Annotated in this window: 10 protein-coding genes; 4 read left to right on the top strand and 6 right to left on the bottom strand. The window is 46.0% G+C overall.

Annotation, left to right across the window (positions count from 1 at the left end; all coding sequences use genetic code 11):
• Nucleotides 1–14: 14 nt before the first annotated feature.
• Nucleotides 15–1,565: a hypothetical protein gene (locus tag VGC33_RS02045; RefSeq protein ID WP_331118518.1), complete on the top strand. Its 1,551-nt coding sequence runs from the start codon at nucleotides 15–17 to the stop codon at nucleotides 1,563–1,565.
• A 232-nt stretch (nucleotides 1,566–1,797) separates the two neighbouring features.
• Here the strand turns inward: VGC33_RS02045 and VGC33_RS02050 are convergent, their stop codons facing one another.
• Entirely contained in the window at nucleotides 1,798–2,517 is a 720-nt protein-coding gene (locus VGC33_RS02050) for a LuxR C-terminal-related transcriptional regulator (protein ID WP_331118520.1), read from the bottom strand.
• 515 nt (nucleotides 2,518–3,032) lie between these two features.
• Nucleotides 3,033–3,752: a LuxR C-terminal-related transcriptional regulator gene (locus VGC33_RS02055; protein WP_331118522.1), complete on the bottom strand. Its 720-nt coding sequence runs from the start codon at nucleotides 3,750–3,752 to the stop codon at nucleotides 3,033–3,035.
• A gap of 711 nt (nucleotides 3,753–4,463) precedes the next feature.
• Here VGC33_RS02055 and VGC33_RS02065 point away from each other — a divergent pair.
• The 3 genes from VGC33_RS02065 (at nucleotide 4,464) to VGC33_RS02075 (ending at nucleotide 7,824) form a co-directional block, all read left to right on the top strand.
• On the top strand, nucleotides 4,464–5,171 hold the full coding sequence (locus tag VGC33_RS02065) for an SOS response-associated peptidase family protein (RefSeq protein ID WP_331118524.1): 708 nt from the start codon (nucleotides 4,464–4,466) through the stop codon (nucleotides 5,169–5,171).
• A 225-nt stretch (nucleotides 5,172–5,396) separates the two neighbouring features.
• Nucleotides 5,397–7,289: an endonuclease toxin domain-containing protein gene (locus VGC33_RS02070; RefSeq protein WP_331118526.1), complete on the top strand. Its 1,893-nt coding sequence runs from the start codon at nucleotides 5,397–5,399 to the stop codon at nucleotides 7,287–7,289.
• A 1-nt stretch (nucleotide 7,290) separates the two neighbouring features.
• Complete coding sequence (locus tag VGC33_RS02075) at nucleotides 7,291–7,824, top strand: contact-dependent growth inhibition system immunity protein (RefSeq protein ID WP_331118528.1); 534 nt, start codon at nucleotides 7,291–7,293, stop codon at nucleotides 7,822–7,824.
• 28 nt (nucleotides 7,825–7,852) lie between these two features.
• Here VGC33_RS02075 and VGC33_RS02080 read toward each other — a convergent pair whose 3' ends face one another.
• The 4 genes from VGC33_RS02080 to VGC33_RS02095 form a co-directional block, all read right to left on the bottom strand.
• A complete protein-coding gene (locus tag VGC33_RS02080; RefSeq protein ID WP_331118530.1) occupies nucleotides 7,853–8,242 on the bottom strand; it encodes a HumD family translesion DNA polymerase in 390 nt (129 codons plus the stop codon).
• Nucleotides 8,243–8,354: 112 nt separating this feature from the next.
• Nucleotides 8,355–9,143, bottom strand: a complete 789-nt coding sequence (locus VGC33_RS02085) for a hypothetical protein (protein WP_331118532.1) — start codon at nucleotides 9,141–9,143, stop codon at nucleotides 8,355–8,357.
• On the bottom strand, nucleotides 9,143–11,146 hold the full coding sequence (locus tag VGC33_RS02090) for a prophage tail fiber N-terminal domain-containing protein (protein WP_331118534.1): 2,004 nt from the start codon (nucleotides 11,144–11,146) through the stop codon (nucleotides 9,143–9,145). Before VGC33_RS02090 ends, VGC33_RS02085 begins: the two co-directional genes overlap by 1 nt.
• Before the next feature lie 93 nt (nucleotides 11,147–11,239).
• Nucleotides 11,240–12,636, bottom strand: a 1,397-nt coding sequence (locus tag VGC33_RS02095; protein WP_331118536.1) for a phage tail tip protein J-related protein, incomplete at its 5' end; no start/stop codon positions are given.

Consider the following 12,636-nt stretch of genomic DNA (forward strand, 5'->3'; position numbering starts at 1 on the left):
GACTTATCTGGATTATGCCGGTAATATTTGGTTTGATTTCTTTATCCTTTGGCCAGGATTCAAACTGGGATCTACAGAATTATCATTTATATAATCCCTATGCTTTACTGAATAATCGGGTCGGTTTTGACCTGGCTCCCGCAGGTTTTCAAAGCTATTTCAGCCCCATGATCGATGTCCCCGCCTGGCTGTTATATCGTTATCTGCCCGCGCCGGCCGTCGGCTTTCTTATGGGCCTTTTCCACGGTCTGTGTTATCCGCTGTTGTACAAAATAACCCAGGCAGTACTGCCGGCAGCACGAATAAAAGTGCTTATCCTGCTTTCCATCGCAGGGTGTTTAACCGCCAATTTTCTTTCCTCCCTCGGTAACGGCATGGGCGATGTCACCACGGCGGTTTTCGTGCTGGCAGGCATCTATTGCGCCTTGCTGCACCTCAACCAACCGGTTAAGCCAGGCAATGGTTTGCGGTTCATCGCGTTATCGGGCTTGCTGTTGGGGCTGGCGGCGGGACTCAAGCTGACCAATATCGTGTTTTGCGCCGCGTTGTTTTTCGCCCTGCTGATGGTAAAAAGGTCCCTATCTGCATACCATTTCAGGTCCCTGATTGTTTTTTCGCTCAGTACCCTGGCCGGTTTGCTGTTGATTGACGGATATTGGCTGTGGAAGATGTGGGATACTTTTGGCAATCCGCTGTTTCCACAAATGAACTCGGTGTTCAAAAGCGATCTGGTCGGCAATATTACGGTAATGGACCAATCATGGAGGCCGAAAACTCTCACCGATTTTTTGCTATGGCCCTTTATCTTTACTTTTAATGCCAAAAAAGTGGGGCAAATCAACGTCATTGAACCGCTGTGGATATTCGGCTATATCCTGACTATTGCCTTCGCAGCCAGCCGTCTGCTGAAAGGCGTCAGCGTCAGCCTCGCTCCCGGCAAACGCCTGATTCTTTGGTTTACCGTGACCGCCTACCTCCTGTGGATGGGATTGTTCAGCATTTTCCGCTACGTTGTCCCCATGGAAATGCTTTTGCCCTTATTATGCTATTTCATCGCATCATCTTTTTCCCATAAAAAAATAACCGCGGCTGCGGCCATAGTCATCCTGTTTTCGTCGCTTTTTTCAGTTTTCAGGGGCTCGCCATCCTGGGGGCATGAAAAGTGGCACCGCAGCGCGTTTCGCGTGGAACAACCGGCGGTATCCCCGGCCGATAGCACAGTTGTAGTATTGATAGGCGGCGATCCGGTATATGGCTGGCTTATTCCTTCCCTTCCTCCCTCCATGCGTTTTACCCAGGTTGCCAGCAACTTTCCTGAGACACCGGAGTATATGCGGCAACAGCAGACCATGGTTACCGCTAAGGGAAGTCAGGAGTTCGCTATTATTCCAGCCTCTACCCAAAAAGATTATATTATCAATAACCATAATTATATTGTCGATGCCAATAAAAAAATCATCAGCCGTGGCTGGCACCTTGATACTGAAAGTTGCAAAGTCTATTCAGCTTATATGGGTAAGAAATATAAACCCTATCAATTTTGCAGAGTGCTTGTAGCGGAATAACAAAGTAAAATAGATCGTTCGATAGGGCTCGTTGATGATAACGGCAAGACAAACACCGTTCGGCTTTTCCTGCCGGGCTGGCTCGCGGGGAAAATGCCACAAGCTGATGGATCTGGCACAAACCGGCCCAGAGCCAAGCTCGTTATAGCATTCACGCAAGACGTCCTCTGTGATTGAGAGCGGTGGCGAAAATTGAGTTTCAACACCGCGTGAGGCTCAATAATGATAATGGTTAAGTGATTGAATCGCTGTAATTAATCGACTCTTTGGTTAAAAATCTCTTGGGTAGGTAATGGTTAAAATTGCGTTTCTCGCAAAATTCCCTTAACTCAGCTATTTCTGTTACTTTGGCTTTTATATAAATGCGCTGCATATAATTATTAAATGTATTTAGTGAAAGATTCAAACGCTCGGCGGCCTCCTTTGACTTCAGACCTTGCAGGCGATAAAACATAACCTCGCACTCTCTTTCAGTGAATGTATCATCCGGTTTATTCAGCAGCAAAGACCCTGGCATATGCCCCTTCACATAGTCATTCAGTGAATATACCGTTAATTCAATATTATAGCCAAACATGCCAACGCATTCATGATTGTTATTATAAAAAGGCATTTTCTTGAATATATAAGGGTAATCTAACGCATGCGGATGTAGTTCTAAAGTTGAAAATGGTTCCTGAGTACTTATAACCCTTTTATATTGAGCGTCAAATTCCTCCACTACCCCTTCCACTGAAAAAAGGGCATTATCAATTTCACGATCATACTTACCAATAATATCATTAGGTGATTTTGCACCGAGTAAATCGGCTGCTGGCTGATTGCAATAAATCAGTCTTGCAGATAAATCCCTTATGCCATACGGGGTTTTGAGCTGGTCAAAGGCATATCGCATTGTATTTGGTATATTAACCTCAGGAACCATTACACCGTTATGTTTGTCATTATTCATAACAATTTACTCCAATTGATTATATTTTAGAAACTTTACCATCATTGGAGATTAACCACTACTGCCCTAAAGTTTAGAGTAAAAATTAACTTTAATAATATTAATATTTAGCATTTCACAATAATAGAATAAGATCTTTTGTTGCATTTGTTATGCAATGCCGCGTTCAATTCAACTAAATATCGATTAATGTAAATAATAATGAATGAAAAGTTATCACCTATTCTTTGCCATAGGCCGAAACCCAGTGTTTCATGATAGTAATTGAAGGAATACATGAGGTTAAAAACCAGTTGCGGCTGTGCACTGATCTTGAGTTTATCCCCATTAAGCAGTTATTCTGCAAAATTCTGCGCCGAGGAAGGAAAGGGGATTAGGCGCGCCTAGGATACCGGTGTTTTGCACGCCATAAACATTGTGTATTGAGCCTGTGACGCGGCGGACGCCAGGATTATGACGTCATTGAGCGGTGGAAAGAGTAGGCTTCAACACCGCGCAAGGCTAATTATAAAATGTTAAATGATTGAGTCACTGAAATTAATCGCTTCTTTCTTTAAAAACCTATTGGGAAGATACCGATGGTAATTGCGAGTTTTACAGAATTCCCTTAATTCACCTATTTCCGTCACATGAACTTTGGTATAAATCCGTTGCATATAGTTGTTAAATGTATTTAGCGAAATATTTAACCGTTCGGCGGCCTGCTTTGACTTCAAGCCTTGCAGACGATAAAACATTACTTCGCACTCTCGTTCAGTGAAGGTGTCATCAGGCTTATTCAGCAGCAACGACCCCGGCATATGCCCTTTTACAAAGTCATTGAGTGAATAAACCGTGAGCTGTGTATTGTAACCAATCATACCGATACATTCATGCTGGTCATTAAAATAGGGGATCTTGTGAAATATGAATGGAAAATCCACAGCATGAGGATGTAACTCCAGCGTTGCGAAAGGTTTTTTGGTTTCAAAAACACGTTTATATTGTTTGTCAAATGTTTCTATGGCCTCTTCGGAATCTAAGATTGCGCAATCGAATTCTTTGTCATATTTGCCAATAATTTCATCAGGCGATTTTTTATCGGCCAATGCGGCTAGCGGCTGATTACAATAAACCAGCCTGGCGGATAAGTCCCTTATGGCTATCGGACTTTTAATTTGATCAAAGGCAAACCGCATTGTATTTTCCATTTTAATTTCAGGAACAATATTGTTTTTGTATTTGTCATTACTCATTATAAATTTCTCCCACTGGTGATATTCAAAAGACTTTATCACCGCGAGGAGTTGCTAACTACTGGCCTAAAGTTTAGACTAAAAATTAACTTTAATAATATTAATATAAAGTAAGGTCTAATAATACAATGCATAAATTAGTTTTGAATCATTATAATTAATATGCGCATTTTCTACTACTCGTTGATTACCACCGTGACGGATTGTAGAATTGTCTCCCCTTATGTGCTTTTGGTCGAAGATTTTTTTGAGCGATAATGATGGAAAGAAGCTGTATTTAATTTTTCAGGGCCGCCCTGACAAGCGATCGGTACAGGGCTATGGCCACAGCCCGAGTAAAACATTCCCATTTCTACGACGTGAATCATGCATGGCCGGGCTGGCTAGCTCAGTCCGGGGTGACAATATTTGTTTTGCCGGAAATGGGCGGCTGGGAGAGTATAGAGATGATGCGCCGATGTGCCCATCTGGCCCCTACAGGATTCGAACCAGTGACCTACGGCTTAGAAGAACGTCGGGGTACAAATAACACATTGTTTTAACTGGCCTAATCTGCATTCACAAGTGACATTAGGCGAACACTGACATATCGTTGACGCTACTCTGACGGTCTAGTTACGTCACCAATATGTCACCACCCCATCACATCACCGGAGTATCCTCGCAATTCCCTCCTATACTTAAGATCTCCCTGTAACGAAGACGACCATCATGTGCGGCCGATTTGCTCAGATCGAAACCAGAGAACAATATCTCGAATCCTTGAAGCCAGACGTTGAGTTTGTCGGCGCCCTGGATGGCGAACCTATCGGCCGCTACAACGTTGCCCCAGGCACCCGCGTTCTGTTGCTGAACCAGCGCGACGACAAATTGCACCTCGATCCGGTCATGTGGGGATATCAACCATCCTGGGCCAAAGAAACCGGCCGCCCTCCACTGATAAACGCGCGTGTCGAGACCGCAGCCAGTGGCCGTATGTTTAAACCGTTATGGCAAAACGGTCGAGCACTCGTTATGGCCGACGGCTGGTATGAGTGGAAAAAAGATCCGGATGACGCGAAGATAAAACAGCCTTATTTCATTTATCACAAAAGTAAGGAACCGATATTCTTCGCCGCGTTAAGTCGCTTTCATCCTGACGCACTGGACGCGCCGGAGGACGACGGCTTTGTTATCGTCACTGCCGCGAGCGATAAGGGCTTGGTCGATATCCATGACCGCCGGCCGCTAGTCATGACGAGAGAGGCTTCCCTTGAATGGCTTTCGCCCGAGACAACGCCGGAACGCGCGGGAGAGTTGGCGCATGGTTTCTCTATACCGGATTATGAGTTTTCGTTTCACCCTGTCAGTAAATCCGTGGGTAATATCCACAATGACAATAAATCGTTAATTGATAAAATCAATAATTATCTATTATAGAGTCGAACCATGTAATTAACGCCAGCATGAAATTATTAATTAGAAACATGGCTGAACTCTTAGTTTCATACATTTAATTTCATCCCCTTTCATCGCTGTTTAACATTTTGTCACTTTCCCTGTGGTTTATTGGTTATTGTTTTTTCATCTGTCATGTTAACGACTAACGAGTTATTTATATGAAAAAACCAATAGTTTCTTTCACAATAAACTCAAGGAATATATATGCCAATAGGGAACTGCGGAAAATCAGCCTGTAGTAATAATAGTTGTGGAACTTCCTCATCTGGCAGTTGTGGAAGTGGTAGCAGGAGTAGCGGAATAAGTGGTGGGGGGCCGTCTGGAGGCTGGGGCGGAAGGACTGGCGGCGGTGGCGGCGGTGGTGATTGGAGTGGCGGAGTAAGCTCCGTAAATAATTATAGTGGACCACAAATATGCATCGGAGGTGCATGTGATAAAAATGATAATGCCCCTGGCCCTGGCTGGGCAGGATTGTCCGGTGGTGGCAGCAATGGAGGCAGTCAGTCTAATTCCCCTAGTAAATTACCCGCTCATTGTTTAATAAGAGGTGTAACAAGCAATGGAGTTTATTATGGAGACCCCGCTTGTGTCGAAACATCAAATCCATCTCCTGCAAATCAAGCACCGCTAGGCGGTGGGGGAGCAGGAGGTAATGGCATTAGTCATTCACAAGCGACTCACTCCAGTCAAAATCAAGACGTAAATCTTCAGCATATGGAGCAAGAATCAGCACGCCTACAGCCTGATGATGAATTGCGTCTGAAAGCGCTAGCAGAATGGGCGGCAAGTCATCCTCTCGAGGCCGCTGAAATGGCTGTTAATGAGGCTGAAAGTCTCTTGCAAAAAATTATTAGCGATAAAAAAAATGCAGAACGTTTAATCAATGAAAATAATGAAAAGATCAACTCGCTTCTTCATGAAATCGACGAAGCTAATAATACCCTTATTAGAGATTTAGGCAAGGCCAACGGCCAACCTAGATTCTGGCAAGGTACTTTTCGAGATAAAGCCAAAGTAAAACACGGGAAAAATGTTACCGCCAAATCACAAGAAATAAATCAAAAGAATAATGAAATTAGTAATAGAAAAATATTTATCGAATCCTGCGACCAACGGATGCGCATTGCCCATGACAAAAAACTTCACGCTCAAGCGCAACTAGCAGATATTATTGGCGCCGTTCAATCAGATACCTCTGTCACGCAATCAACCAATATTTCACAAGAAGAAACACTCAGCAAATCAGCACAAGAAGTAAAGGCCCAAGTTAAGCAGACTATTAATCTAGTCGGCCAGGATATAGCAAGCACGGCAGGTAAGGCGGCAGGAGTTGCTGTCGCCGGACTCGAAACCATCGTCGGGATAAAGAAAGCGGTTGAAGATCCGATAGGTGCAGTCAAATCGGTTTATAATTTGGCAACTACTGACGATAAGCTCAAAAAAGCTGACGCAGCCTTAACTGGCATATTTGCTCATATAAAGCTTGAGGAAAATAAAGGCACCATTCCCGGAGCGTTTGCCGCTGGATTTGAAAAATCAAAGCTTAATGCTGAGGTATTAAGTGGCATTTTCGGGGGGATAGGAGTAGCGAAGGCCGGGGTATCTGCAAGTGGTAAGATCGGTGAAAAACTTAGCTCATTATTCGCGCCGTCACCTAAGTACCCTACTGTTAAGCTTGCAGATACAAAGATAGAATGGGGTGGTGACATTTCAAAGCAGGGTCTACCATGGGAAGATTTTCTTGAACCTAAACTTGCGCCAAAATCCAGGCTCGTACCAGATTTCAAAACATTTGATTTTTTTGATGGCGTAACTGGTTTAGCTACTAGTGCTAAAACCTTTAACAGCGCAACGGTAGCAAGAATTTCAGCGCCCAAAGAAATTTACAAAAAAACGAAATCATATATTGATGAAACTATTAAATTCAAAGAATATAGCCTAGGACCTGACCACGTTAAGGCTGAGTGGATTAATGAGCGTCACTTGCAATTGGCTATACCCAAAACGACCACCGCAGAGCAATTTGAGCAATTGGAACGTGCCATTCAGTATGGTGAATCAGTCGGTGTAAAGGTATTCGTAACATTGGTGGATTAAAATGCATAATTTAGTAAAAATGGCTTTCGCAACTGCAAAAATGAACAATGATTTCATTTGCCTTGATACGCATTCTGGCTACAGAAGTACAAAGCTAGATCCTAAAGGTGTTCAACACCTAATGGCCCATTCGGTAAGTGATGCTGATTTAGGTAAATTATTACTAGATACGCTATCTAAAAGTCGATTCGTACTAGCAGAGCCGCGAGAAGGCGTATGGATTCATCCAGAGGCTACGTTCGATCCCGACTTATACGACAGAGAAATATCATCAGCTAATTATAATAAGTGGGTAAATAATTTAATTGAAATCTATTCATATAAAAACAAAGCTGAACTTTTTAAAAACATGAAAAATTGCAGCATCGATTTTACCAGCGACAGGTTAAGGATATCTCCAAGCAGACATGAAAAACTTGATGCGTGGAGCGGCGACGGCCTGACCGATGCTGATAATGTCATCATCCCTGCCGACAGTTCACCCGCTGAAATCGGTGCAGCCCTGCGTCTAGCCTTTAGCCGCTGTATAGGTTGATCACTCGTCCCGGCTCCGGCCGGGACGTTCACATCACCGGCGTATCATCAAACTCCCCGCTGCACATATCGTTCACACAGAACGTGACCACCCCGAAAATCTGCACACCCCCTCCTGTATCATCATCCTGAATATCGACCAACTCAATATATCCGCTATCAAGCCGCTCAAGCCCAGGCTGCGGGTACAGGTGCAATCGCCTGATGTACCGGCAACCATCCACCTCCGCGACCACTATGCTGCCGTGTACAGCCTTCTGACTGGCATCAACAACCAATATCGCATCTTTGAATATACCGGCGTGCAGCATCGTACTGTCAGCGCGCATCATGTAGGTTGCGGCTTTACGCCGAATACACAGCTCATCCAGGCTGAGCGGTGCCTCAACGTAGTCCTGTGCGGGAGAAGGAAAGCCCATAATTGTTACCTATACACTGTAGTTTTATACAGTATAAGCACGCAATCATGAGCATGTGAAGTGAGACGGGGACGGAAAATCGTAGGACGTTGAGGGATGGGGAGATTTAGTTTTATGCGAATCTCGCGGCGTTTTCGGCCCAATCCCTCGCGATGACCGCGGCCGGATCCACATCGTCGGACAACTGCGACAGTGCAGCCCTCGCATATGAGAACTCGCCCACGGATAACCCAACGACGCGGCCGAGGCGTGCATAGTTCGCATTGCCGGGGTCTTTCAGCGGGTACGCCGCCGTAGCTGCGTTCGTTTGAACGCCATTGCGGAACGCTTTTATTGTGTAATTTGTTCCGTTATAAACTGCCGATCCCGCGATTTGTGTTGCCTCACCGATAACGGCTGGGCCAATATTCAGTGTCGTTCCTGAAATATTAATCGCAAACGCCGAGCTGGCCGCGCCCTGTAATTGCAGAGTTAGCGCAAATGCCGATAGCGATGATGTGTTTGCGGCGTAACCGCCCAGGCCGTAAAATGTAGAGCCGGTACCAGGGAATGCATTGCCGGATTTTACCTTTACCCACATCAAAAACAAAAATGATGGCGTTGTAGTCGCCAGGGACATCCCGGCGGCATTCGTATTGAAATACCCCTCCACAGCCCCGCCATTAAACCAGCCGTTCGCGTCTACACTGATTGCGCCGCTCGCAGCTGCACCGGCTCGGCCATCGACCAGATTATTCAGCGCTGAGCCATTTACCGCTGGACCACCGGCCCACGAATAATCATCAAGTGCATCAACAATCATTAATGCAGACGGGTCCCACGAATTTAAATTATCATTAAACAAAATCGGATTGTCGTCTGGAAATGAACCGTCTAATAAAACGCCGAGTGTTTCGCTCATTAGTAACCCCTCGCATTAATTTCAATCAATAATTTATTAGCCAGGAGCGTTCTACCGGCTAGATTTTCGTGCGTGTCGTCGCGGCGTAATGATGTGGGCGGTACGTCATTGGCGTGATCTATTACGTCCTGAGCTTGAGCTGGATCATATCCACCGACCCACAGCGAGCGCCAGTCAAAATAGTAATTCGGGAATGCTGAGAGGATAGCCGAATTTGTTGTTGCGACCTGATTATACCCACTGCTACCTGATATTTCCGCTGCGGTATTTGTGATCCCGATTATTATGATATTTTTAATGTATGGCTTGATGTAGTCAACCATCGACCGCAAATCAGATACGATTGTCGCAGCCGCGCCAGCATTATTGCGGCCAACCCAAAAAATGGCGGTACCTGTTTGACCTGCTATTGCATTATCAGCAACAAAATACGACGAAGCCGACAATACTACAGCACTCCCGGCTTCAGAGCGGGTAAACGTATACGCGTCGGATGCGTTTTTATTTAATGTGCCGTGTACGCCCTCGATATAACCCGTTAATGATATTGAACTGCCTAGCGTTGTTGGCGCTGTTAATAATGCCGGGGTGACACTTGTTAAAGCAACTGCGCCAGATGCCGGTATCTGCCCAGTCGATGATACAACTACAGCATGCCGGCCGCCCTGTCTGGCTGCTATGCCTGTGCTATCCTGACCTCCAAGACCCTGTACCGAAACACTCCTACCTGATATATCAGCCAGTATGCTGCCGAAACTGCTACCCGATGCCCCCTGGGTTAAACTGTCTCCCCAGCAATAGATTGTCCCACTGGATTTTACCGGCCACTGGTCGCCGCCAGCCGCGGGTGCATAATAATATTCATTTGCCCCGTTCCGGTCAGTGATGAATGAAACATTATTCGCATCAAGGAAAGCGGGGAAAAAATTATTACCCGATGAGGTTATCGTTCGAATATAACCGGCGACGGCAGTTTGAATTTGTTTTAGTCCACCGGATAATATTGTCTGAGCAGTAGAACCAGCACCATTCCCGACCAGGGGATAAACCGATGAGCCTTGACTTTCTATCGCAGCGACACGCGTATCCAATGACGTTATCTCGGAGCCGATATCGTGACCGGCTACAATTAATTTTTGAGCGTTGGCGCTGCCGTCGCTTTTAATCCAAAACGCTAAGCGTTTAGATGCGTCACCGACAAACCACAGCACCTTATATCTAGTATTTTGTGATAGGCGAGTGAAAGGTTTTATTTCGGTATAAATATCCCGCTGGTCTGAGTCAGGGCCAACCATCAGTTTAATTATAAACCACTGGCCGGTATCAGATATCCACCCCGCAGTGCGCTTTAATGGAGTAGACCAATGGCGCATAATTTTTCTATTTTTGACAACACTATTCGCTACCCTCGCCGCCACAGCGTCCACCGCGTCCTTACTCGATAATGTGTATACGAGTGTCGCGGTTCCCGAGTCATTACGGTAAACATAAACAGCAACACCTGATCCAGGCAGTCCTGCCACGCTAAATGTCTGCCCATTGGTTGTCTGAGCTAAACCAGTCGCTTTATCTGGTTTAAGTCCTACTCCGGATGCCGCGTTTTGAGCGCTGTCGGCGTAAGACTTGGCAAGGTCACGGGCGGCAATAGCATCACTGGCTGCTGATTGAGCGGCAATGCGCATGCTCTCAACCGTAGCCACAATTGCCGGCGTCAAAGCATCTTCACCAGGCGTGGTTAAAAAATCGTTCAGCGTGCCATTAGGTGAATCAGGGAAGATTTGAATATTACCTACAGAAACCGTCGGCTGTCCATAAGCTGAAATCGATACCTGATACTCGCCTACTTTTGCGGAGATTGAATATGCACCATTTGTGCCTGTTACCGTGGTTGATTCCGTTTGCACAACGACTTGCGACGACGTGGAGATCGCTTTCAAGATAATGCTGACATTAGGCAATACGCTGCCGTCGGGCGCAGTTAAAACGCCTGAGATAACCGTCATGGGTTTTGCTCCAATAAAAAAACACGCAGGGGCGCCGAAGGATTTCCCAGCGCCGTGGTGATTATAGGATTTTGTGATTAGGTGTCGATGTCCCTAAGGACCAATAATGCCGCTTCTGCCTGTCGGTGTTGCCATAATGAGTAAAATTAGGTTCCAACCTCCATTGTCATCCGCTCCTTGCTGATCTACATAAAACGAACAGCTCTGGCCTGCGTTCACATTGGTTTTCATATAAAACCCGCCCGTATTCCCTTCGGTTGTTGACCATCCTTCGATCGCGCCATTTGAAACCTCGGTTCCATTGAGGCCCCACCTGCATATACCGGGCGTTCTATTTTGATTTGCATTCCATGCAGAGGTACAAATGCACGTTACGTCCATCGCGAAAAGAGGATTACCGACATAGGTAAAAGTCTTTCGGCCTGAGTTTTTCAAAACTTGTATCTGTTCCGTCCTGCTTTGTACAAAATCACCCGATATTTGGGCTGCCGAAAATGTCCCTAGAACCGTGCAGCTTTCATTAATAGTGACGTTATCAAACACGCCGGCAACAGCGTTTATCTCACCATTCACTACCAGCCTATTTCTTGTGCCGTCCCAATATAATTTTCGCTGCAGTGTATCAGGGTCAGTAACAGCAAAGTAATCGGCCAGGATATCGACCACTGATGCGCCCGGGGTGGTTGATATCGCCACACCCGACACCCTTCCTTCATTATTGACGACAAGGTAAGCGTGGTCCTTGAGCAGCCCCACGGCCGAGGTGTTTGTAGCGACTTCATGAGATAAATTTCGCGCCCATTCGATATCAGGGATTGCATCGCTGATGACCGTCATAATATCGGTGGCATCTTTTTTGGTAGCAATGCTACCAGTTACCAATGCCGATTTTCCGGCATTATTGAAAGCCCTCACTGAGTACCAGTATGTCGTTTGCGGCCTTAATCCATCATCAAGAAACTCATACCCCTGTCCTACATAGTTCGCCATGGCTAAGGCTTCGCTTTGAGTGGCCCCGCGGTAAAACTGATACCGGGTTCCGAGCGTCACAACGCCATTTACAACAGGAACAATCTTGATGCTGAAGTTAGTGCTGTAAAGCGACAGGGACGAGGGCGCCAGCGGAGGCCCAATGGTCATATCGACTTCAGCTTCTTCACCAAGCTGGCCGGCAGCGTTCATACCTCTGATGAAGACCGAATAACTGCCCAACGACAGGTTGCCGACAGTGTATTCCATATCCGCTGTGTTGGCCCTGACCACGACCACGTCGCCGCCAGCGTCATGGCGTACAAGCTTCAGGTTAAAAGTAATGCCGGTATAGATTTTGGCCGTGTCCCAGGTAATGCGGATCTGGTAAACGTCATTTGCCACTGAGTCATCAATCGAAATATGTTCCGGTGCCGGTATTGAGCTGCCATAAAGCGTTGTGGTGGGGTCATCGAACAGGACACCCTCGTCTACCTCTGCTTGTTTATGCGGGTTGTGCT

Origin of the sequence: Acerihabitans sp. (genome assembly GCF_036398755.1) — a bacterium.
Classification (GTDB): Bacteria; Pseudomonadota; Gammaproteobacteria; order Enterobacterales; family Enterobacteriaceae; genus Acerihabitans.

Bases quoted from the DNA above. Each gene is read 5' to 3' on its own strand.
- VGC33_RS02055 (WP_331118522.1), bottom strand. From the start codon at position 3,752: ATGAGTAATGACAAATACAAAAACAATATTGTTCCTGAAATTAAAATG.
- VGC33_RS02085 (WP_331118532.1), bottom strand. From the start codon at position 9,143: ATGAGCGAAACACTCGGCGTTTTATTAGACGGTTCATTTCCAGACGAC.
- VGC33_RS02070 (WP_331118526.1), top strand. From the start codon at position 5,397: ATGCCAATAGGGAACTGCGGAAAATCAGCCTGTAGTAATAATAGTTGT.
- VGC33_RS02065 (WP_331118524.1), top strand. From the start codon at position 4,464: ATGTGCGGCCGATTTGCTCAGATCGAAACCAGAGAACAATATCTCGAA.
- VGC33_RS02090 (WP_331118534.1), bottom strand. From the start codon at position 11,146: ATGACGGTTATCTCAGGCGTTTTAACTGCGCCCGACGGCAGCGTATTG.
- VGC33_RS02045 (WP_331118518.1), top strand. From the start codon at position 15: ATGCCGGTAATATTTGGTTTGATTTCTTTATCCTTTGGCCAGGATTCA.
- VGC33_RS02075 (WP_331118528.1), top strand. From the start codon at position 7,291: ATGCATAATTTAGTAAAAATGGCTTTCGCAACTGCAAAAATGAACAAT.
- VGC33_RS02050 (WP_331118520.1), bottom strand. From the start codon at position 2,517: ATGAATAATGACAAACATAACGGTGTAATGGTTCCTGAGGTTAATATA.
- VGC33_RS02080 (WP_331118530.1), bottom strand. From the start codon at position 8,242: ATGGGCTTTCCTTCTCCCGCACAGGACTACGTTGAGGCACCGCTCAGC.